The sequence below is a fragment of the Sphingomonas sp. Leaf231 genome (genome assembly GCF_001421995.1).
Taxonomy (GTDB): domain Bacteria; phylum Pseudomonadota; class Alphaproteobacteria; order Sphingomonadales; family Sphingomonadaceae; genus Sphingomonas.
The window spans coordinates 350266-372396 of sequence record NZ_LMLS01000001.1 but is presented as its reverse complement, the minus strand read 5'-3'; the positions used below and the strand labels follow the sequence as shown (position 1 = coordinate 372396).

Below are 22131 nucleotides of genomic sequence, written 5' to 3'. Positions count from 1 at the left end.
CGCCGCACCCGGACGCTCTGGATTGCTTCGTGCGCTCGCGATGACGGGCGCGTGGGGCGATGTGGCTCAAGAGGGCGGGGGCGTTCAGTCGTAAGCCCCGAGCACCCGGCCGATCAGCATCGCCTGTTCCGCGCCAGAGCCGGGCACGATCTCGTTCGAGCGGTCGATGATCGCGGCCCAGTGGCGCGCGACGCCTTCCGGTGAGAGATCGTCGCCGTGCAGCGCGACGCCGGGCGTAAGGGTGATGTAGCTGGCCTGCACCACGCCCGCGCCCGCGCCGATGATCTGGCCCGAAGGTGCATCGTCGGAGACGAGAAACAGTGCGGCGGGGGCGACCTTTTCGGGGGCGAACGTCGTGAATGCCGCGTCTGGCAGCAGCCCTTCGGTCATGCGCGTGCCGGCGGTGGGCGCGATCGTATTGACGCGAATGTCGTGCTTCGCGCCTTCCAGGTGGAGCGTGCGCGCGAGCCCGGCGATGCCGAGCTTGGCGGCGGCGTAGTTCGCTTGACCGAAATTGCCGAACAACCCCGATGACGATGAGGTCATCAGCACCCGGCCGTAATTCTGCTCGCGGAACAGCTCCCAGCATGCCTTGGTGGCATAGGCGCTGCCGAGCAGGTGGACCTGCACGACGAAAGCGAAGTCTTCCGGCGACATCTTCGCGAAGCTCTTGTCGCGGAGTACGCCGGCATTGTTGATGAGGATATGGACGCCACCCCACGCCGCCCGTGCGCGGGCGACCATCTCGGCCATCTGCCCGTAATCGGCGACGTTGCCGCCGTCCGCCATCGCCACGCCACCGGCGGCGCGGATTTCGTCGACGACCGTCAGCGCGGCGTCGGACGCGCCCGCACCGTCGCGATCACCGCCGAGGTCATTGACCATCACGCGTGCGCCGCGCCGGGCCAGTTCCAGCGCATAGTGCCGGCCCAGCCCGCCGCCGGCTCCGGTGACGATGGCGACGCGATCGTCGAAACGGATCGACATGGAAAAGGCGCTCCCTCCGCAATGGATGAAGCGCCTTCCATACTGCACCTTCGAACGGGCGCAATGCCCGTCACAGGCGGAACGTCCTAGCGGCGGCGACGCGCCGACTTGCGGTCGCTGGCCTGCATGCAGCCGTCATACTGACCCTTCTTGCAGATCGGGTAGCTTTCCTTGGCGGCCGGCGGCGGGAATGCCTGCGAAGGCGAGGCGGCCGGCTGGAAGCGTACGGTCGCCCCCGGCTGCGGCGTGCCCGACACGGCGGGCTGCGACGGCTGGTAGCCACCTGCGCTGGCCGCACCGGCGGCATCGCCGGCGGCGGGGGCCATCGGCGCGGCCGGAGCGGCTGCCTCCGGCGCGGTGGCCTCGGCCGGCGGCGAGGTGGTCGCAGCCGGATCGGCCTGCGTCATCGGTGCCGTCGCAGTGTCCGCCATCGGTGCGGCGGCCGCCGGATCGGCGGTAGTAGCCGCGCCTGCGTCCGGCGCGGCCGTCGTGCCGGTGTCGGGAGCAGTGGTGGTCGTCTGCGGCGTTTCCTGGGCAATGGCCATCGTCGGGAAGGCGATGACGGCCGCTGCTGCGAGAAGGATGGTCTTCATCTTTTCTTTCTCCTGCCGTGTGCGCTCGGTCAGAAACACGTTCTTTTCACGCGGTCCGGGCAACGCATCACGACAGAAAAAAGGTCCATCGTTGCGGGGCCGCATCGATGGCCGACAAGATCAGTGACCGGTATCCAAGGCATAGCCGGCCGAGCGGACGGTGCGGATGATGTCCGGACGGCCACCTTCGTTGATTGCCTTACGCAGCCGACGAATATGAACGTCGACGGTACGGCTTTCGATGTCGCTGTCATGTCCCCAGACACTGTCTAGCAGCCGCTCACGCGAGAAAACATGTCCGGGATGTTCGAGGAAGTGCTTGAGAAGACGGAATTCCGTTGGGCCGAGCGCCACCACGTCCCCGCCACGGCGCACCTTGTGGCCGACCGTGTCCATCTCGAGATCGGCATAGGTCAGTTGCTCGCCGGCCAGGGCCGGCCGCACGCGACGCAGCACCGCGCCGACGCGGGCGACCAGTTCGCGCGGCGAGAACGGCTTGGTGACGTAATCGTCCGCGCCCGTTTCCAGCCCGCGCACACGATCCTCCTCCTCGCCGCGCGCGGTGAGCATGATGATCGGCACGTTCTGCGTCTCGGGCGCGCGACGAAGGCGGCGACAGACCTCGATGCCGGAAATGCCCTCCACCATCCAGTCGAGCAGCACGATGTCCGGCGGGGTTTCGCGTGCGAGCAGCAGCGCCTCCTCACCATCGATGGTGTGCTGCACATCGAAATGCTCGCGGGTGAAATGCCATACCAGCAGTTCGGCGAGGCTGGCGTCATCCTCCACCAGCAACATGCGCGCCTTGGCCATCAATCGACTCCCTTTTCGCGTTCCACCAACCGCACGCCCGTGGCGGCGAAATATACCATCTCGGCGACGTTGGTGGCGTGGTCGCCGATCCGCTCGAGGTTCTTGGCGACGAACAGCAATTGCGCGCATTCGCTGATCGTCTTGGGATTCTCGACCATGTAGGTCACCAATGTGCGGAAGATGCTGTCGTAGAAATCGTCCAGCGCATTGTCGCTTTCGCACACCGCCAGCGCCGCTTCCGGATCGCGCGCGGCAAAGGCGTTGAGCACGTCGTGGACCATGGCCGCTGCCATCCGCCCCATCGCCGGCAGGATCGACAGCGGTTCAATACGATGCTCGCTTTCGATCTGCGGCACGCGGCGGGCGATGTTCTTGGCGTAATCACCGATGCGCTCGATGACGCTGGCGATCTTGAGCGCTGCCACCACCTCGCGCAGGTCGTCGGCCATCGGAGCACGCAGCGCGATGATGCGCACCGCCGTCCGCTCCACCTCGGCCTCCATCGCGTCGATCCGCTTGTCGTCGGCGGCGATGCGCGCGGCGAGCGTGGCGTCGCCGCGTTGCAGCGCGACCATCGCGTCGGCCACCGCGCTTTCGGCCAGTCCGCCCATCTGCGAGATCAGACCGCGCAGCTGGCCGATGTCCTGGTCGAACGCCTTGACCGTATGTTCCTGTGTGATCCCCATCGTCCCGATCCTCAGCCGTAGCGGCCCGTGATGTAATCCTTGGTGCGATCCTGCCGCGGGTTCGTGAAGATGTCCGAGGTGTCGCCATATTCGACCAGATGGCCGAGGTGGAAGAAGGCGGTCCGCTGACTGACGCGCGCGGCCTGCTGCATGTTGTGGGTCACGATCACGATCGCATAGCGCCCGCGCAGTTCGTGGATCAGCTCCTCGATCCGGGCAGTGGCGATCGGATCGAGCGCCGAGCACGGCTCGTCCATCAGGATCACTTCGGGGTCCACGGCGATCGCGCGCGCGATGCACAGCCGCTGCTGCTGGCCGCCCGACAAGGCGGTGCCGCTGTCGGCCAGACGATCCTTCACCTCGTTCCACAGGCCGGCGCGGGTCAGCGAGCGTTCGACGATATGCGCCAGATCCGCCCTGGACCGCGCGAGGCCGTGGATGCGTGGGCCATAGGCGACGTTCTCGAAGATCGACTTGGGGAAGGGATTGGGTTTCTGGAACACCATGCCGACGCGCGCGCGCAGCTGCACCACGTCCATCGCGCGGGCGTAGATATCCTCGCCATCGAGACGGATGTCGCCTTCGACCGTCGCGCCGGGAATGGTGTCGTTCATGCGGTTGAGCGTGCGCAGGAAGGTGGACTTGCCGCAGCCGGACGGGCCGATGAAGGCGGTGACATCCTCCCGCCGCACATCGATCGACACGTCGCGGATCGCCTGTTTGCGACCATAGAAGACGTTGACCCCGGAGGCGGTCATCTTGGGCGGCAGGTCGGTCATCACCAGCGGGTCTCGAATCGGTTGCGAAGGTAGATCGCGACGCCGTTCATCGCGAGCAGCACGACCAGCAGGACGATGATCGCGGCCGAGGTCTTCTCCACGAACCCCTGTTGCACGTCGTCGGACCACAGGAAGATCTGCACCGGCAGGACGGTGGCGGGATCGGTGAGCTTGCCCGGCGGCGCGGCGATGAAGGCGCGCATTCCGATCATCAGCAGCGGGGCGGTCTCACCCAGCGCGCGCGCCATGCCGATGATCGTGCCGGTCAGGATGCCGGGCAACGCGAGCGGGAGGACGTGATGGAAGACGACCTGGATCGGCGAGGCACCGAGCGCGCGGGCGGCGTCGCGGATCGAGGGCGGGACGGCGGTGATCGCGTTGCGCGCGGCGATGACGATAACGGGCATGGTCATCAGCGCCAGCGTCAGCCCGCCGACGATCGCCCCGGAACGCGGCATGTGGAAGGTGCCGAGGAACACCGCCAGCCCGAGCAACCCGAAGATGATCGAGGGAACGGCGGCAAGATTGTTGATCGACACCTCGATCAGGTCGGTCCAGCGATTGCGGGGGGCATATTCCTCCAGATAGAGCGCCGACAGCACGCCAATCGGAAAGGCGAGGCCGAGTGTGACGATCATCGTCAGCAACGATCCCTTGAGCGCGCCCCAGATGCCTGCGCGGGTAGGATCGGTGGCATCGGCCCCGGTGAAGAAGCTGGTGTTCAACCCGCGCGACAGGTGCGGGCCGAGCGCGGCGACCGCCGCCTCGCTTTCACGCGCGCCGTCGCCCTTGCGCGCGATGTCGATCTCCGTCGCGACCGGTACGTCGATGGTGGCGCGCGTGCGCAGCAATGCCGGGTCGCGCTTGATCGCGTCGCGCACGCGCAGCCATGCGCCGTCGGAGAGCAAGGTCGCGCCGCCCTGCGTCGTGTAAGCGGTGTCGGCCGCGGCCTCAACGGCGCGCTCAAGACCGGCAGCGGCGAGCGCAAGGTCCGCGCCGCTGCCGTCCAGTTGCGCGGGGGTGATCGCGACATGGCGACGCAGGTCGATCGGCAACGCGAGGCGGGTCTCGGTAAACCCGCTCGCTCCCTGCGCGACCATCGTGGCGAGCAGGTAGACGAGGAACGCCGCCGAGGTGAAGACCGCCGCCAGCCCGAGCAGACGAAAGCGGCGTTCGGCGGCATAGCGGCGACGCACGCGGCGCTGCATCGCCGGCGTCTGCCAGTCGGTCGGACGGCGTCCAGCCGGCGCCGGGGTGGGGGTGCCGGGGTTATTCATAAGCTTCGCGGTAGCGGCGCACGACGATCAGCGCGACGACGTTGAGGAGCAAGGTGATGACGAACAACGTCAGGCCGAGCGCGAAGGCGGCGAGCGTCTTGGCCGAGTCGAACGCCGCCTCGCCGGTCAGCAGGTCGACGATCTGCTTGGTGACGGTGGTGGTGCTGGCGAAGGGGTTGAGCGTCAGCGTGGCGATGCCCGAGGCGGCCATGACGACGATCATCGTCTCCCCGATCGCGCGGCTGACCGCCAGCAGCACGCCGCCGACGACGCCGGGCAGCGCGGCGGGAACGAGAACCTTGCGGATCGTTTCCGAACTGGTCGCACCCATCGCCAGGCTGCCGTCGCGCATCGAGGCGGGAACCGCCGAAAGCGAGTCGTCGGCCATCGACGAGACGAACGGGATGATCATGACCCCCATCACGACGCCCGCGGCCAGCGCGCTTTCCGACGAGGCCCAGCGAACGCCGAGCGCGACGCCCAGGTCGCGCACCGCCGGCGCGACGGTCAGTGCGGCGAAATAGCCGTAGACGACGGTGGGGACGCCGGCGAGCACCTCCAGCATCGGCTTCATCCAGCGGCGCGTGCTCTGACGGGCATATTGGGTAAGGTAGATCGCGCTCATCAAACCGAGCGGCACGGCGACCGCCATCGCGATCACGGCACCGATGAAGAACGTGCCCCAGAACAGCGGCACCGCCCCCAGCGTCGCGCCGGGATCGCGCGCGTCGATGACCTGCGGGCTCCAGTGGGTGCCGAACAGAAACTCGGTGATCGGCACAATGCGAAAGAAGCGCGCGCTTTCGACCAGCAGCGAGGCGACGATGCCGATCGTGGTGAGGATCGCGATCAACGAGGCGACCAGCAGCAGCGCCATCACCACGCGTTCGACCTGCGTGCGTGCCGAAAAGCCGGGGCGGACGCGCAGGAAGGCGAGCGCGCCGCCGCCGAAGGCGAGCAGCAGCGCGATGGCGGTCGCGATCACGTCATGTCGCGATTGCGCGCGCGCATAAGCGGGAGCGAGCCGCTCGGCGAGCGGGTGGAACGCCCCCCACGGGTCCCCGCCGGCCAGGTTGCGCGCCTCCGACAGGATCGCGGCGCGATCCAGCCCCGGCGGCGGCAATGCCGCGGCGTCCGGAGTGGCCAGCACCGCATCGGTGACGAGCGCGGGGGACACGAAATGCCAGACAGCAAGGAACACGAACGCCGGCAGCAGCGTCCACATCGCGACGAACCAGCCGTGATGCTGCGGCAGGGAACTGAAACGTCGCGCGGCGGTGCTGCGGAAGCGGCCGGCGCGCGCGCGCGCGGTGACCCAGCCGATCAGCCCCAGCGCCGCGATCAGGAAGAGGAGCGTCAGCGCCGACATCAACGCAATTCGCGCGGGTCGAGCGCGATCTCGCCCGCGATGATCGTGGCGGCGCGACGCTGGACGTTCGGCGGCGAGGCGATCAGCCCGCGCTTCACGAGCGGGCCGTCGGTCCCCCACAGCGCGGCGTAGCGGCGCAGGAACGCACGCAAGCCGGGGATGGCGCGCAGATGTGCCTTCTTGACGTAGACGTACAGCGCGCGCGCACCGGGATAGCGGCCGGAAGCGATCGTGGCATAGCCGGGCCGCACGCCGTTCAGCGCCACGCCGCGCACCACGTCGCCATTCTGTTCGAGGTAGCCGTAGCCGAAGATGCCGAGCGCGTCGGGGTTCGCGCGCAGCTTCTGCACGATCAGATTGTCGTTCTCGCCCGCGTCGACATAGGCGCCATCCTCGCGGATCCGCTGGCAGCGGGTGGCGAAGGCGTTGGGATCGCGCTCCTGCAGCCCGACGGTGTCGGGTTCGACCACCTCACAGCCGCGGGCCATGACCAGCTCGGCCAGCGCGTCGCGCGTGCCGCTGGTCGCCGGCGGACCGTAGACCTGGATCGGTATCGCGGGCAGCGACGGATTGACGTCGCGCCACAATCGCGCCCGGTTGGGCCGGCCACCGGGAGCGAGCGCGAGCGCGCGGTAGATGTCGGCCGGTGTCAGCGCCATGCGCGGCCCGTCCAGCGCCTCGGCAAAGGCGATGCCGTCGATGCCGATCTGCACCTCCAATATGGCATCGACGCCGTGGCGTGCGCATTCGGCATATTCGTGACGGCGCAGCCGGCGCGACGCATCGACGATGTCGGGGTGCGCGGCACCCAAACCGGCGCAGAACAATTTGATCCCCGCGCCCGTGCCGGTCGACTCGATCACCGGCGGCCGTGCACGCGGCGCGTCGGCCAGGTATCGCTCGGCAACGATCGTGGTGAAGGGGTAGACGGTGGACGAGCCGACCGCCGTAATCTGATCGCGGGCACCCGCGCCGCCGCCCGCCGCCTGATCGACGCACGCCGCCAGTCCGCCCGCACCAGCGAGCGACAGCACGGCCGCAAGCGCCTGAACGTAACGCGACATGGTTTCCCCGGACGGGCGATCACCGACACGGCGGCCCTCATCCACCGCGCCGTGTGACATAGAGGTTACGCCTTCATGACACCGGAACCCGGGACGAGGCCGGCACTGCGGCCGGGAGCGTGATCGTAACCCGGGTGCCGACCCCAACGGTGCTGGCGATGTCGAGCCGCCCGCGGTGGCGTTCCACGATGTGCTTGACGATCGCCAGACCCAGTCCGGTGCCGCCGATCGAGCGGCTGCGACCGGGATCGACGCGGTAGAAGCGCTCGGTCAGGCGCGGCAGGTGTTCGGGCGGGATGCCGTCACCGTGATCGGTCACGCACAGGCAGACGTTCTGCGCCTCCGGCCACAACGACACCTCGACCGGCGTACCGGCGCGGCCGTACTTCATCGCATTCCCGATCAGATTGTGCGCCAGTTGCGACAGTTGCGCATGGTCGCCGAGTACGGGGGGCAGCGCGTCGTCCATCTTCAGCCGGATATCGGACCCGCGGTGGCCATGGCTGGTGGCCAGTGCGTCACGGGCCTCCGTCGCGACCGCACGCAGATCGACCGCGTCGCGCAATTCGCGGAACTTCTCCGCCTCGATCCGCGACAGGCTCATGAGATCCTCGACCAGCCGCTCCATGCGGCGCGCCTCGTCGAAGACGATGCCCAGAAATCGCTTGCGCAAGACGGGTTCGTCGCCCGCCTCGTCCGCCAGCGTCTCGACATAGCCAAGGATCGAGGCGAGCGGCGTGCGCAATTCGTGGCTGGCGTTTGCGACGAAATCGACGCGCATCCGCTCCGTCGCATATTGGCCGGTGCGATCGACCAGCTGCACCAGCCGCGCCTCGTCGCCGACCGGCGCGGTGCGCATCTGCCAATGCTGGTCGAGCGTGCCGATGCCGACCAGGTCGACGGGGTGTACCGAGCCTTCGGACAGATGCTGCGCCGCGCCGGGGTGGCGGATCGCGACGCGCGCATCCTCGCCGATGATATGTTCGCCCAGCAGCTTGCGCGCGGCGGCGTTGGCCAGCGCCACCCGCCCGCCACGCAGGACCAGCGCCGGCTCGGCGATCGCCTCCACCATTGCGGTAGCCGACAGGTCGGATGCGGGCGTGGCGGGTTCATCCTGCGCGCGCTCGCCCTCTTCCTCAGGGATGGTGGCGATGATGACGACGAGCGCCGTACCGCCCGCCAGCGCGGCAAGCGTCGCCTGTCCGTCGTGCGACAGCGCCAGCACCACCAGCGCGGTTGCCACCGCGATCGCGACCGCCAGCCAGGTGCGCAAGGAGATTTCGTCGATCACGTTCGTGTCGATAGCGGAGCGACGCGTGCAAGGGCAGGGGGGACGGCCAAGCGGATGCTCAGCGCCGCCGCCCAGTGCCGCGCGCCACCCGTACCACCACCAGCACGCCGACGATGATCGCGGTGTCCGCCACCCAGTCCATGACGTCGCAGTCGCGGTGCAGCGCAGGGATCGATTGCAGCACCTCGATCATCGCGCCCAGAAACGAAAGCCGCTCCCCGATGCGCAGCAACGATCCATGCGGGAAGGCGAGGACGGACAGCAGGGTGAGCGTGCCGAACGCGGCCATGTGCTGCCACTTGTCGCCGATCTCGACGACGGGAACGGGGTGCGGCATCAACGCCATGCCGACCGCGAACACCGTCGCGGCGATCAGCGCGAAGAACCAGAGCGCACGCACCTGCGTCATGCCAGCCGCTCCAGCGCGGGGATCAGTTGGTCGAATCCCTCGATGACCAGTTCGGCACCAAGCTCCTCGACCGGTTGCATCAGGAAGCCGAAGGAACAGGCGATCGCCGGCAGCCCCGCGGCGTGCGCGGCCCGGATGTCGTAGATCGAATCGCCGACGAACGCGGCACGCCCGCCGCCGCAACGGGCCACCATAGCGTCGATCGGCAGCCGTGACGGCTTCGCATTCCCCGGCCCCATCGTGTCGCCGCCGATGATGGTGGCGAACCGATGGGTCAGGGCCAGCTCGTCAAGGATCTGCCGGGCGAGCGCCTCCAGCTTGTTGGTGACGATCGCCAGCGTCACGCCCATCGCCGCCAGCCGGTCCAGCGCGTCGATCGCGTGTGCGAAGGGGCGGGTGAGAACGGCGATATTCGCCGCATAATGATCGAGCAGGCGACGTTGCAGCACGTCCAGCTCGGCATCGGTGCAACCGCCGGTCGCCGCCATGCCCTGCGCCAGCATGTGCCGCGCGCCGCCGCCGATCATCGGCTTGACCCGCTCCACCGGCAGCGTGGGCCGGCCGGCGCTGGCCAGCGCGTGGTTGAGCGCCGCGGCGAGATCGCCCGACGTGTCGAGCAGCGTGCCGTCGAGGTCGAACCCGACGATGGCGAAGGGGAAGTCGGTCATCGGTTCGGCGCGTTGCCGTGCGATACTGGAATTGGCAAGCAAAGGGTGGCAGGGCGGCGCCATGTCGAGCCGCAACATCGCCGTCGTCGTCCTCGCCGCGGGCAAGGGCACCCGCATGAAATCCGACCTGCATAAGGTGCTGCACCCGATCGCGGGGCGGCCGATGCTGCTGCACCTGCTGGCCGCCGCCGACACGCTGTCGCCGGAGCGGACGGTGGTGGTGACGGGCGCGGGGCGCGCGCAGGTGGAGGCGGCGGTCGCGCCGCGGGGCGCGAGGATCGCGGTGCAGGCGGAGCAGCTGGGCACCGGTCACGCGGTGATGCAGGCGCGCGAGGCGCTGTCCGGGTTCGAGGGCGACGTGCTGATCCTCTACGGCGACGTGCCGCTGGTGCGCGCGGAGACGATGCGCGCGATGATCGCACGGCTGAACGCCGCCGATGCTCCTGCGGTGGTGGTGCTGGGGTTCAGGCCCGCCGAGGCCGGAGCCTATGGGCGGCTGATCGTCGCGGACGGCAGCGACCGGCTGGAGAAGATCGTCGAGTTCAAGGATGCCGATGCGCGGGAGCGCGCGGTGACGCTGTGCAATTCGGGGTTGATGGCGGCCCGTGGCGAGTCGTTGTTCGATCTGCTCGCGCGGCTGGGCAACGACAATGCGTCGGGGGAATATTACCTGACCGACGTGGTCGAACTGTCCGGCGCCGCAGCGGTGATCGAGGCGGATGCCGGCGAAGTGGCAGGGGTGAACAGCCGCGGCGAACTGGCCGCTGTCGAACAGGCGTGGCAACAGGTGAGACGGGCGCGGGCGATGGCCGATGGTGCGACGCTGATCGCGCCGGAAACCGTGTGGTTCGCGCACGATACCACGATCGGACGCGACGTGACGATCGAGCCGAACGTGGTGTTCGGCCCCGGCGTCACCGTCGCGGACGGCGCGACGATCCATGCATTCAGCCATCTGGAGGGCGCCACGGTCGGCAGTGGCGCGACGGTCGGGCCATATGCACGGCTGCGTCCGGGGGCGGATCTGTCAGAGAATGCCAGGGTCGGCAATTTCGTCGAGATCAAGAAAGCCACGATCGGCGTCGGTGCGAAGGTCAATCACCTGACCTATATCGGCGATGCGGAGGTCGGGGCCGGCGCCAACGTCGGCGCGGGCACGATCACCTGCAATTACGACGGATATTTCAAGTACCGCACGGTGATCGGCGCGGGTGCGTTCATCGGATCGAACAGCGCGCTGGTCGCGCCGGTCGCGATCGGGGCGGGGGCGATCGTCGCAGCGGGTTCGGTGGTGACGCGCGACGTCGCGGCGGATTCACTTGCGTTGGCGCGCGGGCGGCAGGAAGAGCGCGGCGGGTGGGCGAAGCGTTTTCGCGACGCGATGATCGCCAGGAAAAAGGGCAAGTAAGATGTGCGGTATCGTCGGTATTCTCGGCCATGACGATGTGGCCGATCGCCTGCTCGACGGGCTGAAGCGGCTCGAATATCGTGGCTATGACTCCGCGGGGATCGCGACGATCGTCGATGGCGCGATCGCGCGACGTCGCGCGTCGGGCAAGCTGGTCAATCTGGGCAAGGAACTGGCGGCGCATCCGTTGCCGGGGACGACGGGGATCGCGCACACGCGCTGGGCGACGCATGGCGGGCCGACCACCAACAATGCCCACCCGCATGCGACCGACGAAGTGGCGGTCGTCCACAACGGCATCATCGAGAACTTCAAGCCGCTGCGCGAGGAATTGCAGCGGCGGGGCCGTGTGTTCACCAGCGAGACCGACACCGAGGTGGTGGCGCATCTGATCAGCGAGCAGGTGGAAGCGGGCAAGTCGCCGCAGGAAGCGGTGCGCGACGTGCTGCCCCGGCTGCATGGCGCGTTCGCGCTGGCGATCCTGTTCCGCAGCCACCCCGACCTGCTGATCGGTGCGCGGCTCGGATCCCCGCTGGTGGTCGGCTATGGCGAGGACGAGACGTATCTTGGGTCGGACGCGCTGGCGCTGGCGCCGCTGACGCAGCGCATCGCCTATCTGGAAGAGGGCGACTGGGTCGTCTGCGCGCGCGACGGCACGCAGGTGTTCGATCGCGACAATGTGGCCGTCGAGCGCCCGGTGACGATCTCCGGCGTGACCGGCGCGCTGATCGACAAGGGCAACCACCGCCACTTCATGCAAAAGGAAATCTACGAACAGCCGATCGTGGTCGCGCAGACGCTGCGCAGCTACCTTCAACGATTCGAGGGGAAGATCGTGCTGCCGATCCCCGATTTCGACCTGTCGGGCATCCGCCGGGTCACGATCGTGGCGTGCGGAACCAGTTTCTACGCCGGAATGGTCGCAAAATACTGGTTCGAGCAGTTCGCGCGCGTGCCGGTCGATTTGGATGTCGCCAGCGAGTTTCGTTACCGCGCACCGGTAATGGAGGATGGCGGGCTGGCGCTGTTCATCAGCCAGTCGGGCGAGACCGCCGACACGCTGGCCGCGCTGCGCCATGCGCGCGCCGAGGGGCAGACGATCGCGGTGGTCGTCAACGTGCCGACCAGCACGATGGCGCGCGAGGCCGACTTGTTGCTGCCCACCCACGCCGGGCCGGAGATCGGCGTCGCATCGACCAAGGCGTTCAGTTGCCAGCTGGCGGTGCTGGCGGCGCTGGCCGCCAACCTCGCCAAGGCGAAGGGGCGGCTGAGCGAGAGCGAGGAGCGCAACATCGTCCGCCAGCTGGCCGAGGCACCCGCCGCGATCAACGGCGCGCTGGCGTATGACGAATCGATCGAGGCGATCGCCGGGTTCATCGCCGTGGCCCGCGACGTATTGTACCTGGGACGTGGCACCGATTATCCGCTGGCGCTGGAAGGTGCGTTGAAGCTGAAGGAGATCAGTTACATCCACGCCGAAGGTTATGCGGCGGGCGAGATGAAGCACGGGCCGATCGCGCTGATCGACGAAAACGTTCCGGTGGTGGTGATCGCGCCATCCGGGCCGTTGTTCGACAAGACCGTCAGCAACATGCAGGAAGTGCAGGCACGCGGCGGCAAGGTGTTGCTGATTAGCGATTACGACGGCGTGCAGGCGGCGGGCGAGGGCTGCGTCGCGACGATCACGATGCCCAAGGTGCATCCGCTGATCGCGCCGATCGTTTATGCGGTGCCGGTGCAGTTGCTGGCGTATCACGTCGCCGTCGCAAAGGGCACGGACGTGGACCAGCCGCGCAATCTGGCCAAGAGCGTAACGGTGGAGTGATCCGGGGCGACTCGCCATGGGTTGCCTTGCCTCGCGCCGCTTTGGGTCAGCTTGCCGTCGTCGGTGAGCGCCGCCGGTCCCGTGCTACCCGTCTAGTCGGCGAGACGGCACCGCGACGGTAACTCGCCCTTCGCCACCGTCGCGCGGCCGGTCGATCCCCTTTCGCTTTAGACAGGATCGACATTCAGCGTTTCACGGGTGGACTGCTTGCCGGTCAAGATGATCCATCTGCTCGGGGCGAACGACGCTCGCGTGCGCGGCGAGATATGCTCCATTCATCCGTCTTTGCGAGCGTGGCGGAGCAATCCGGCGTTCCGCGCGACGCCCTTGATCGCTTCGCTATGCTCGCGATGACGGCACGTTCAGGAAACACTGCTGGCTATCGATCCGCCCTAGGCCGCCGTGGCTGCTCATCGCCGTCCGAACCGCAAGATGCCGTCGTCGAGGCGGGTGCGCATCGTCAGGACGTCACGGGCGTAGTTTTGGTGAGTGCGCCATGGCGCGCGCTTGCCCTGACGGGGGAGGAGCGACAGGCTGCGGATGATGTAGCCGGATTTGAGATCGAGCGTCGGTGCGTGGTCAACGTCTTCGGGGCGACCGACCGCCACGACGCTGTCGTGCCCGTGCGCCGTCATGTAATCCAGCAGGCGGCGGACGAAGCGTGCGGTGAGGTCGCATTTCAGCGTCCACGATGCGTTGGTATAGCCCATCGCGAACGCCATGTTCGGTACGCCGGCGAGCATCGCGCCCTTGTAGAGCAGCAGGCGTCCGGGATCGACGACCTCGCCGTCAACCGCCAGCGTTGCCCCACCCAGCATCTGCAAGTTCAAGCCGGTCGCGGTGACGATCAGATCGGCGGGAAGGCTTTCCCCGGAGCGCAGCGCGATGCCGTCGTGCACAAAGCGGTCGATGCGATCGGTGACGATCGTCGCCCGGCCGTCGCGCAGCACCGTGAACAGATCGCCGTCGGGAACGAGGCACAGCCGCTGGTCCCATGGATCGTAGCGCGGGGTGAGGTGGGTGGCGATGTCGACGGCGTCACCGAGTGCGGCGCGTTGCCGCTGCGCGATCTGTCGTTTGACCAGCGCCGGGCGACGCTGCGCCAGCGTGTAGGTGGCGATGCCGTAAGCGATGTTCTTCCAGCGCAGCGCGCGTTCGGCAAGCGCCTCGGGTAGGTAACGGCGCAGCACGGTGGCTAGCGTGTCGCGGGAGGGCATCGCCACGATATAGGTCGGCGAACGCTGGAGCATGGTGACGTGCGCCGCGCCCTGTGCGGCAAGCGCGGGAAGCAGCGTGACCGCGGTAGCCCCGGATCCGATCACCACCACCCGCTTGCCCGCCACCGAAGTGTCCGCGGGCCATGACTGCGGGTGAACGATACCGCCGGCAAAGTCGGCCATGCCCGGCCATTCGGGGGCGTGGCCGCGATCGTAATCGTAATAGCCGGAGCAGAGATAGAGAAAGGCGCAGGTGAGGTCTGCGCGTTGGCCGTCGCTTTCGTAGGTGACGGTCCATCTGGCGTCGACCGAGGACCAGTCCGCGGCGACGACGCGGTGACGCAGGCGGATGTGGTGATCGATCCCGAACGCCTGCGCGGTATCGCGGATATAGTCGCGGATGTCCGCGCCGTCGGCGATCGCCTTCTCGCCTTTCCAAGGGTGGAAGGGGAAGCCGAGCGTCGCCATGTCCGAATCGGAGCGGATGCCGGGATAGCGGAACAGGTCCCATGTCCCGCCGATCGCGTCGCGCGCCTCGAAGATCGCCCAGCGGCGCGCGGGCGCGTCCATACCGATCCGACAGGCCGCGTCGATCCCCGACAGGCCCGCGCCGACGATCAGCACATCGAGATGTTCGCTCATGCAGCGGCGCTCTACGCGCCGGCGGGGCGACCTGTCATCAGGAACGCAGGCGCAGGCCGAGCCACAGGGTACGCGGGGTCGCACGTTCGACGATGCCGGCACCGCTGATCCCGGCCTCCACGCGTGCGTCGAAGACATTCTCGGCCCGGGCCTCAATCGCGAGGCGGCGGGTGAGCGGAAGCGCGGCATAGCCGTCGAGGGTGGTGGCGGGTGCGAGGCGGCGGGTGTTCTGATCGTCCTCGAACTGCGCAGCGCCGTGGCGGAGCGTGGCCGAAAGCGCCGCGGAATCCCGTCGCCATCCGAGCGCGGTCGATACCAGGTCGCGCGGGGTCTGCGCCGGGCGCAGGTCGTCCAGCGCGGCGGCGGGGCCGGTGGCGCGCACGTGTGGGTCGACGTGGCTCCACGATGCCTGTGCGAACCACGGGCCGCGATCCCAGCGTGCGTCGAGTTCGAATCCGGTCGACCGGATCGCGGCGAGGTTCTGGCGAACGCGGTACGTGCCCCCTGCGGCGACGAAGCCGACGCCGGGGAAGGTGCCGGGGCCGCTGCCGGCGGTGACATTGGCGATCGCATTGTCGAGGCGATTCCAGAACAGCGTGCCGGTGACCGTCACGCCCCCCGCCGGGGCCAGGGTGACGCCGCCGTCGATCCCGGTCAGTCGCTCGGGCGCGAGCGCGCCGTTGGCGGCGACCGCATCGGGGCCGACGCGGAACGGGCGGTACAATTCGTTGAGGGTCGGCAACCGCCAGCCACGGTAGGCCGAGGCGCGCAGGGTGAGCGGGGCGGCGAGCGTCCAGGCGGCACCGGCGCGCCCGGTCCATTCGGTGCCGCTGCGGTCGGCGAAGTCGCTGGTCGTGAGTACCGCGCCGGTCGCAAGTGTGTTCTCGCGCAGGCGGCCGTCGGTCAATCGCCAACGATCGACGCGCCCGCCGAGCGTAAGGGTCAGCGCGCCCTCCGTCAGGCTGGCGTCGCCGAACATGCCATAGGTCAGCGCCGCACCGCCGGCGACGCGGCGGCGGGTGGGCAGGCCCGCGACATAGGTGTAGTTTTCCTGCGTCCGCCCATCGACGCGCCGCACGTCCGCGCCAAAACGCAGATCTCGTCCGGTGGCAAGACGCGGGGCGATCTCCAGACGGCCGCCGACCCCGGTCGCGGGTGTGTTGTACTGGTCCAGCGTTTGCGTCGCCGTGCGGCGTGCGACATCGACGCTGGCGAATTGCGACGCGAAGGTGCGGGTCTGGAGATAGGCGAGCGCCGACCAGCCGAGCGCTCCGCGCCCGACCAGCCGGACGCTGGCGTCCGCCCCCTCGCTGCGGTTGCGGGTAAAGGCGGTGCCACGCTCGCGCGTGTCGGTGAAGCCGGAGACGTTGGCCTGCAATTCGGTGGCGGGTGCGATCGTGACGACGGTGCGCGCGGCGGCGGAGAATTGCTCGTAGGCGGCGGGACGGTCGGCGGGGCCGCGCTGCCCCGCGACGGTGGGGATGAAACCATCCCCGCGTGCATAGGCCGCCGACAGCGTGGCGAAGCCGGCACCGCGTTCCAGCAACGCGGACGCGCTCCCGTCGAGCGAGTTGCGGCTGCCATAGGCCAGGTCGGCGGCGAGTGCGGGCTGGTCTGCGGGGCCGGCGCTCTCGATCTCGACCGTGCCGGCGAGTGCTCCCGGGCCGAAGTAACCGCTGCCGCCGCCGCGCGTGACGCGGATCGCGCCGATGCGGTCGGTGGCATAAGCGGGGAAGGGCACCCACCCGCCGAACGGATCGGCCTGTGGCACGCCGTCCAGGATCAGGAGCGCACGGCTGGAGGCGTTGCCGCCGATGCCGCGCAGCGAGATGCCCTGGCTGGTCGGGTTGGCGGAGCGCGAGTCGGCGCGGCGGAACTGCTGCAATCCGGCGACGTCGGCCAGGACGCTTTCGAGCCGGTTGCTGGCGTTCTCGGCGATGCGTCGGGCGTCGATGGAGACGATCGATGCGGCCTTGTCACCCGGTCGTGGCACCAGGCCACGGCCCCGCACCACGACCTCTTCCCCCTGCTGCGCGGCGACGGGCGGCGCGACGAGGACGGCGAGCAGCAGCGTGCCCGAGAGGTGCGTAGCGCGGATCAAGATGCCGCCACCGCTGGAAAGATGCCGAGGCGCGCTGCGTAAGCGGCGAACAGCCGTGGCCATGCGGCCGCGGGCGTGGTCGCGGGCAGGCGGACGCCAAAGCCATGCCCACCCTGATCGAAGGCGTGCAATTCCGCCGGACGCTGCGCGGCGAGCAGCGACTGGTAGAGCGCGATGCTGTTGGCGATCGGTACGAGGCCGTCGTCGCTGGCGTGCGCCAGGAAGATCGGCGGGGTCTGCGCATCGACGCGGCGCTCGACCGAGGCGCTGCGACGTGCGGCATCGCCCGGCCCCGCGCCAAGCAGGTTGTCGCGCGAGCCAGCGTGGGTGAACGGCTCGACCAGCGACACCACGGGGTAGACAAGCCCGGCGAGATCGGGCCGTGCGGAGAGACGGTCGGCGGCGTCGACCGGCGTATAGGTGCGCTCGGCATGGCGGGTCGCCAGGCTGCCGGCGAGATGTCCGCCCGCGGAGAAGCCCAGCACGGCGACGCGCGCAGGATCGACCCCGTGATCGGCGGCGGTGGCGCGGATCAGCCGCAGCCCGCGCTGCGCGTCCTGCAGCGGGACCGACGCGCGATCGCGCCAGCCCTCTCCGGGCAGGCGATAGGAGAGGATGAAGCAGGTGACGCCGCGCGCGGTCAGCCAGCGCGCCTGTTCCTCACCTTCATTGTCCCAGGCGAGGAAGCCGTAGCCGCCACCGGGCACCAGCATCACCGCCGCGCCGTTGGGCTTCGCGGGGCGGCGGACGGACAGCGTCGGCATCGCGATGCCGGTCAGCCAGCGATCGTCGAAACCGGGTGTTGTGGAGCGTTGCTCGACCTTGCGAACCGGCAGCGTCGCCGGTGCCCCTGGCGGGGTGCCGGGCCATAGCGCGATCGTGCTCCCGTCGGACGGCTCGGCGTTTGACGTCAGCGGAACGGATGCCAGCGGTGCCGCGGCCAGCCCGCCAAGGATAGTGCGGCGGGTCAATGCGTCGCTTGGCTTATCCACAATCGTCCCTCTGCCTTGTCGTTTCCGTGGCTTAGATGCGGCGGGGTGGTAACGCTATCGACAAAATTGGCGAGAGTGGCTTACCTATGTTCGCCAGCCTGCTAAGCGGGGCCGATGAGCGAGGGGACACGCAAGCGGCACGCAGGGGTGCCGACGATCGCCGATGTGGCGCGGCTGGCCGGCGTGTCGCCGATGACGGTGTCGCGGGTCATCAATTCCGAGAACAACGTGCGTGCCGCGACCCGCGAAGTGGTGAACGCGGCGATCCGCCAGCTGGACTATGCGCCCAATCCCGCCGCACGGCGACTGGCCGGCGCGGCGCAGGTGCGCATGGGATTGTTGTTCAGTAACCCCAGCGAGGCATATCTCAGCGCATTCCTGCTCGGCAGCCTGGATCAGGCCGGCCGATCCGACATCCAGTTGGTCGTGCAGAAATGCGACCTGGGCGATCATGAGGGCGAAGTGGCCGAACAGCTGATCCGGGGTGGGATCGACGGCGTCATCCTGCCACCGCCGTTGTGCGATTCGCCGATCGTGCTGGACGTGCTGTTGGCGGCGGGCATCCCCACCGTGGTGGTGGCGACCGGCGCGCCGCCGCCGCAGGTCGGCGCGGTCGCGATCGACGATCGCGCCGCGGCGCGGGAGATGACCACGCATCTGCTGGCGCTGGGCCACGAACGCATCGGCTTCATCCGCGGCAACGACAATATTCATGCCAGTGGCGAGCGGCTGGCGGGGTATCGCGATGCGCTGACCGGACATGGCAAGCCGCTGGACGATGCGCTGGTGGTGCGCGGGCTGTTCAGTTACCGATCCGGGCTGGAGGCGACCGAGGAACTGCTCGACCTGGGCGATCCGCCGTCAGCGATCTTCGCGAGCAACGACGATATGGCCGCCGCCGCGGTGGCGGTGGCGCATCGCCGCGGGCTGGACGTACCGGGCGATCTGACGGTGTGCGGGTTCGACGACAGCGCGCTGGCGACGACGATCTGGCCCGAACTGACCACGATCCGCCAGCCGATCGCCGATATGAGTCGCGCGGCCGTGCAATTGCTCGCGACGATGCTGTTCGACCGGCGCGAGGCGGGGCGCAGCGAGGCAAGGCATGTCACGCTGGATTATACGCTGGTGCGGCGGCGGTCGGACGCGGCACCACGACGACGCCCGTCGGTACGGGGTCGCTGAACGCCGCCGCGCGTGATAGCCGCCGCCGCATGGGCAGGCGTGGGAATGGGTCTTCGGTGAGCAAGCGGCATGGTGGCATGACGGCGGGGCGGCGCTGACATGGGAGCGATTGCCGGGCTGTTCCATCCGGCCACGCCCAAGCCGGTAGATCCGGCGCGGCTGCGCGCGATGGTGATGACGATGGCGCACCGCGGGCCGGACGGGGCGGGCGAGTGGACCGCGCCGGGTGTCGGCTTCGCGCATCGCCGGCTGGCGACGGTAGGCGGAGCGGGGGCGCGCCAGCCGGTCGCGACACCCGACCTGCGCTATGCCGCGATGCTGGACGGGACGATCCTGAACCACGACGCGCTGCGCGAGGAACTGCTGGCGTCGGGGCAGGCAATCGCTGGCGGGGGAGATGCGGAAGTCGTGCTGCACGGTTTCGCGGCATGGGGGCCGGCGCTGCTCGACCGGCTGGAAGGTGCCTTTGCGATCGTCGTCCACGATGCGGCGACGCAGACGCTGTTCCTGGCGCGGGACCGATTGGGCGCGAAGCCGCTGCATTATGCGGTGCTGCCGGACGGCGCGCTGGCTTTCGCGTCCGAGCTGAAGGGTTTGCTGGCGCATCCGTTGTTGCGACGGGCGCCCGATGCGGCGGCGATCGACGATTATCTGGCGCTGGGGCATGTGCCCGACGACGCCTGCGTGATTGCCGGCGTGCAGAAGCTGCCGGCAGCGCACTTCCTGCTGGTGGAACGTGGGCGCGGCTGGCGGGCACCGCGGCGGTGGTGGCACATGCGCGATGGTGCGCCGAGCGCGTCAGACGCGCTGCTTCCCGAAATCCGCGCTGCCGTGGCGCGTACTACGGCCGGTGCGATCCCGGGTGCGTTGCTGCTCGGGGATGCGGCGGATGCGGCGGTCGTGGCGCTGCTGGCCGAGGCGAGCGCGAAGGCGGTGCGCACCGTGGCGGTCGACGAGGCCGCGGCGGGCGTGGCGGCGCGGTTCGCGACCGCACACCGCATCGTGGCGGTGGGTGACATGGCAGCGTCGCTGTCGGCGTTGGTGGCGGCGTTCGATGAGCCGGTCGCCGCGGCCGAGGCGATCGTCGCGCTGCCGGCGGCGCGTGGCGCGCGGTGCGACGGTGCGGTCGCGATGGCGGGGACGGGTGCGGCGCTGGTGATGGGGGGATCGCGGTGGCGCGGCTTCGCACAGCGGGAGCGCGTGCGGCGTGCGGGATGGCTGCCGCGCTGGGGCGCGACGTTGCTGGGCACGGCCGAGGGGGATCATGGCACTGCGTCCGGAATGCCGCCGCGCGGCGTGCGGAACGACGTGTGGAGTGTCGAGGGCCGGCGCATGCTGGCGGATCATCGCCCTGAAGCGAGGTTTGCAGCGTGGTTGACGAAGGGCGATCCGCTTGATGCGGCAATGCGGGCCGATCTGGCGATCCGCTTGCCCGCCGAAGCCCTGACGATCGCCGATCGCGCCGGGATGGCGGCGGGTGTGGAATGGCGGGCCCCGTTTGCCGACCATCGGCTGGTGACGTTCATACAGCACCTGCCACGGGCGATACGGTGTGCGAAGGTGTCACCGCTTTCGGTCGCGCTGGCGCGGCATTTGCCGCCGATGCCGGTCGGCGCGCCGGCATCGCCGATCGGGGCATGGCTGCGCGGGCCGGCAGGCGAGGCGATAGCGCGATCTCGGTTGCTGGTCGAACTAGGGTGGTTCGACCTCGACCGGATCGCACGGCTAGTCGCCGAGCATCGCGCCGGGCAAGCCGACCATCAAATGCTGCTGTGGCGGCTGCTGGTGCTCGAGCGGAGCCTCAGCCGGTTGTTCGGGTAGCCAGCGTGCGCTTGATCCACAGGTCGAACAATTGCGGCCAATGCGATCCGGGCAGTTCGGGCGGCAGGTAGGCGGGGCCGAAGCCATGGCCGCCCTGCTGGAGGAAATGCGCCTCGACCGGCACTTGCGCGCGCTGGCAGGCGGCCATCATCGCCATCGGCTGTGCCGCGGGGACGACCGGATCGTCCAGTGCATGGACGATGAAGATCGGCGGGGTGCCGCGGTTCACACGGCGATCGGTGTCGAAGCGCGCCGCGCCGAGCGTGCCGACGCGCATCATGTCACCCGAGATCACCGGATAGACCAGCCCGGCATAAGCCGGGCGTGCGAGGATCTCGTCGGCGGCGTCGATGCGATCATACACCGGATCGATGAAGGCGGTGGCGATGCTGGCGGCGAGCAGCCCGCCAGCCGAAAAACCCACGACGCCGAGCCCGGCGGGATCGATCGCGAAATCAGCGGCGCGGGCGCGGATCAGCCGCATCGCGCGCTGCGCATCCTGTAGCGGCACGTCCTGCGGCTCCAGCCAGCCCTCGCCGGGTAGACGATAGGCAAGGACGAACACGGTGACGCCGAGCGGGTTGAAGGTCTTCGCGACGTTGATGCCTTCGTTCTCGACCGAGAGGAAGCGGTAGCCGCCGCCGGGGATCGCGAGCAGTGCGCGGCCGTCGGGCTTCGCGGGGCGGTAGATGGCGACGACGGGATCCGCGACTCCGCGCAGGTGGAGTTCGCGACGCGGTGGCTGGCCGCTCATCTCGTTATTGGGCGTCGGGAGGCGGCGCGGGCTGTTGGGCGGTTGCTTCGGCCAGAGGCGGAAATGCTCGCGCGGCGGCCATGCCGTGTCGGTGGTGCCCTGCGCCAGCGCATCGGAGGCGGCGGCAAGGGTCACGAGACCGGCGGCTCCGCCGATCATCGCCCGTCGATCGATGCGCATCCTCTTGTCCCTTCGTCGTTTTGTCGGTGCGGGTTATGGCATGGTCGCCCGTGGGTGCAACGGTGGAGTA

General features: G+C 69.0%; 19 protein-coding genes. 4 read left to right on the top strand and 15 right to left on the bottom strand.

Going from position 1 to position 22131, the window contains the following annotated elements; genetic code table 11:
- Window positions 1-84 precede the first annotated feature (84 nt).
- The 11 genes from ASE95_RS01845 to ASE95_RS01795 all read right to left on the bottom strand — a co-directional run bounded on the left by ASE95_RS01845 (window position 85) and on the right by ASE95_RS01795 (window position 9936).
- Complete coding sequence (locus ASE95_RS01845; RefSeq protein ID WP_056630653.1) at window positions 85-987, bottom strand: SDR family NAD(P)-dependent oxidoreductase; 903 nt, start codon at window positions 985-987, stop codon at window positions 85-87.
- A gap of 86 nt (window positions 988-1073) precedes the next feature.
- Window positions 1074-1580 (bottom strand): hypothetical protein, encoded by a 507-nt coding sequence (locus ASE95_RS01840; protein ID WP_082449947.1) that lies wholly within the window; start codon window positions 1578-1580, stop codon window positions 1074-1076.
- Between the two features lie 120 nt (window positions 1581-1700).
- Window positions 1701-2393, bottom strand: a complete 693-nt coding sequence (phoB, locus tag ASE95_RS01835; protein ID WP_056630647.1) for a phosphate regulon transcriptional regulator PhoB — start codon at window positions 2391-2393, stop codon at window positions 1701-1703.
- On the bottom strand, window positions 2393-3079 hold the full coding sequence (gene phoU / locus ASE95_RS01830; RefSeq protein WP_056630645.1) for a phosphate signaling complex protein PhoU: 687 nt from the start codon (window positions 3077-3079) through the stop codon (window positions 2393-2395). The genes phoB and phoU overlap by 1 nt, the downstream gene beginning before the upstream one ends.
- Before the next feature lie 11 nt (window positions 3080-3090).
- Window positions 3091-3858, bottom strand: coding sequence for a phosphate ABC transporter ATP-binding protein PstB (gene pstB, locus ASE95_RS01825; protein ID WP_056630643.1), 768 nt, complete (start codon window positions 3856-3858; stop codon window positions 3091-3093).
- Window positions 3858-5066 carry a phosphate ABC transporter permease PstA gene (gene pstA / locus ASE95_RS01820; RefSeq protein ID WP_082449941.1) on the bottom strand — a complete coding sequence of 403 codons (1209 nt, stop codon included), beginning with the start codon at window positions 5064-5066 and terminating at the stop codon, window positions 3858-3860. The genes pstB and pstA overlap by 1 nt, the downstream gene beginning before the upstream one ends.
- Before the next feature lie 61 nt (window positions 5067-5127).
- A complete protein-coding gene (gene pstC, locus ASE95_RS01815) occupies window positions 5128-6504 on the bottom strand; it encodes a phosphate ABC transporter permease subunit PstC (protein WP_056630639.1) in 1377 nt (458 codons plus the stop codon).
- Window positions 6504-7568: a substrate-binding domain-containing protein gene (locus tag ASE95_RS01810; protein ID WP_056630636.1), complete on the bottom strand. Its 1065-nt coding sequence runs from the start codon at window positions 7566-7568 to the stop codon at window positions 6504-6506. The genes pstC and ASE95_RS01810 overlap by 1 nt, the downstream gene beginning before the upstream one ends.
- Before the next feature lie 73 nt (window positions 7569-7641).
- Complete coding sequence (locus ASE95_RS01805; protein ID WP_056630633.1) at window positions 7642-8859, bottom strand: ATP-binding protein; 1218 nt, start codon at window positions 8857-8859, stop codon at window positions 7642-7644.
- A 58-nt stretch (window positions 8860-8917) separates the two neighbouring features.
- The gene (locus ASE95_RS01800; RefSeq protein WP_056630630.1) at window positions 8918-9268 is read right to left on the bottom strand and encodes a hypothetical protein; all 351 of its coding nucleotides are present in this window, start codon (window positions 9266-9268) and stop codon (window positions 8918-8920) included.
- The gene (locus ASE95_RS01795) at window positions 9265-9936 is read right to left on the bottom strand and encodes an HAD-IA family hydrolase (RefSeq protein ID WP_056630627.1); all 672 of its coding nucleotides are present in this window, start codon (window positions 9934-9936) and stop codon (window positions 9265-9267) included. The genes ASE95_RS01800 and ASE95_RS01795 overlap by 4 nt, the downstream gene beginning before the upstream one ends.
- 61 nt (window positions 9937-9997) lie before the next feature.
- Here ASE95_RS01795 and glmU point away from each other — a divergent pair, with 61 nt between their 5' ends.
- Window positions 9998-11344 (top strand): bifunctional UDP-N-acetylglucosamine diphosphorylase/glucosamine-1-phosphate N-acetyltransferase GlmU, encoded by a 1347-nt coding sequence (glmU, locus tag ASE95_RS01790; protein WP_056632948.1) that lies wholly within the window; start codon window positions 9998-10000, stop codon window positions 11342-11344.
- Window position 11345: 1 nt separating this feature from the next.
- Complete coding sequence (gene glmS, locus ASE95_RS01785) at window positions 11346-13169, top strand: glutamine--fructose-6-phosphate transaminase (isomerizing) (RefSeq protein WP_056630624.1); 1824 nt, start codon at window positions 11346-11348, stop codon at window positions 13167-13169.
- 410 nt (window positions 13170-13579) lie between these two features.
- Here the strand turns inward: glmS and ASE95_RS01780 are convergent, their stop codons facing one another.
- The 3 genes from ASE95_RS01780 to ASE95_RS01770 are packed head-to-tail and all read right to left on the bottom strand — an operon-like array spanning window position 13580 to window position 18121.
- Window positions 13580-15028, bottom strand: coding sequence for a flavin-containing monooxygenase (locus tag ASE95_RS01780; protein ID WP_056630621.1), 1449 nt, complete (start codon window positions 15026-15028; stop codon window positions 13580-13582).
- A 37-nt stretch (window positions 15029-15065) separates the two neighbouring features.
- On the bottom strand, window positions 15066-17129 hold the full coding sequence (locus tag ASE95_RS01775; RefSeq protein WP_327196690.1) for a TonB-dependent receptor: 2064 nt from the start codon (window positions 17127-17129) through the stop codon (window positions 15066-15068).
- Window positions 17126-18121, bottom strand: a complete 996-nt coding sequence (locus ASE95_RS01770) for an alpha/beta hydrolase (protein WP_235528124.1) — start codon at window positions 18119-18121, stop codon at window positions 17126-17128. The genes ASE95_RS01775 and ASE95_RS01770 overlap by 4 nt, the downstream gene beginning before the upstream one ends.
- 114 nt (window positions 18122-18235) lie before the next feature.
- Between ASE95_RS01770 and ASE95_RS01765 the strand changes: the two genes are divergently transcribed.
- Together ASE95_RS01765 and ASE95_RS01760 are read left to right on the top strand one after the other, a co-directional pair.
- Complete coding sequence (locus ASE95_RS01765) at window positions 18236-19306, top strand: LacI family DNA-binding transcriptional regulator (protein ID WP_056630616.1); 1071 nt, start codon at window positions 18236-18238, stop codon at window positions 19304-19306.
- Between the two features lie 99 nt (window positions 19307-19405).
- Window positions 19406-21127 carry an asparagine synthetase B family protein gene (locus tag ASE95_RS01760; RefSeq protein ID WP_056630613.1) on the top strand — a complete coding sequence of 574 codons (1722 nt, stop codon included), beginning with the start codon at window positions 19406-19408 and terminating at the stop codon, window positions 21125-21127.
- Here ASE95_RS01760 and ASE95_RS01755 read toward each other — a convergent pair.
- Window positions 21108-22061, bottom strand: a complete 954-nt coding sequence (locus tag ASE95_RS01755) for an alpha/beta hydrolase (protein ID WP_056630610.1) — start codon at window positions 22059-22061, stop codon at window positions 21108-21110. The two genes, ASE95_RS01760 and ASE95_RS01755, sit on opposite strands and share 20 nt — an antisense overlap.
- Window positions 22062-22131: the final 70 nt, after the last annotated feature.

What these genes read in the sequence shown, in the direction of transcription:
- ASE95_RS01845 (WP_056630653.1), bottom strand. Translation starts at nt 987, where the DNA reads ATGTCGATCCGTTTCGACGATCGCGTCGCCATCGTCACCGGAGCCGGC.
- ASE95_RS01840 (WP_082449947.1), bottom strand. Translation starts at nt 1,580, where the DNA reads ATGAAGACCATCCTTCTCGCAGCAGCGGCCGTCATCGCCTTCCCGACG.
- phoB (WP_056630647.1), bottom strand. Translation starts at nt 2,393, where the DNA reads ATGGCCAAGGCGCGCATGTTGCTGGTGGAGGATGACGCCAGCCTCGCC.
- phoU (WP_056630645.1), bottom strand. Translation starts at nt 3,079, where the DNA reads ATGGGGATCACACAGGAACATACGGTCAAGGCGTTCGACCAGGACATC.
- pstB (WP_056630643.1), bottom strand. Translation starts at nt 3,858, where the DNA reads ATGACCGACCTGCCGCCCAAGATGACCGCCTCCGGGGTCAACGTCTTC.
- pstA (WP_082449941.1), bottom strand. Translation starts at nt 5,066, where the DNA reads ATGCAGCGCCGCGTGCGTCGCCGCTATGCCGCCGAACGCCGCTTTCGT.
- pstC (WP_056630639.1), bottom strand. Translation starts at nt 6,504, where the DNA reads ATGTCGGCGCTGACGCTCCTCTTCCTGATCGCGGCGCTGGGGCTGATC.
- ASE95_RS01810 (WP_056630636.1), bottom strand. Translation starts at nt 7,568, where the DNA reads ATGTCGCGTTACGTTCAGGCGCTTGCGGCCGTGCTGTCGCTCGCTGGT.
- ASE95_RS01800 (WP_056630630.1), bottom strand. Translation starts at nt 9,268, where the DNA reads ATGACGCAGGTGCGTGCGCTCTGGTTCTTCGCGCTGATCGCCGCGACG.
- ASE95_RS01795 (WP_056630627.1), bottom strand. Translation starts at nt 9,936, where the DNA reads ATGACCGACTTCCCCTTCGCCATCGTCGGGTTCGACCTCGACGGCACG.
- glmU (WP_056632948.1), top strand. Translation starts at nt 9,998, where the DNA reads ATGTCGAGCCGCAACATCGCCGTCGTCGTCCTCGCCGCGGGCAAGGGC.
- glmS (WP_056630624.1), top strand. Translation starts at nt 11,346, where the DNA reads ATGTGCGGTATCGTCGGTATTCTCGGCCATGACGATGTGGCCGATCGC.
- ASE95_RS01780 (WP_056630621.1), bottom strand. Translation starts at nt 15,028, where the DNA reads ATGAGCGAACATCTCGATGTGCTGATCGTCGGCGCGGGCCTGTCGGGG.
- ASE95_RS01765 (WP_056630616.1), top strand. Translation starts at nt 18,236, where the DNA reads ATGAGCGAGGGGACACGCAAGCGGCACGCAGGGGTGCCGACGATCGCC.
- ASE95_RS01760 (WP_056630613.1), top strand. Translation starts at nt 19,406, where the DNA reads ATGGGAGCGATTGCCGGGCTGTTCCATCCGGCCACGCCCAAGCCGGTA.
- ASE95_RS01755 (WP_056630610.1), bottom strand. Translation starts at nt 22,061, where the DNA reads ATGCGCATCGATCGACGGGCGATGATCGGCGGAGCCGCCGGTCTCGTG.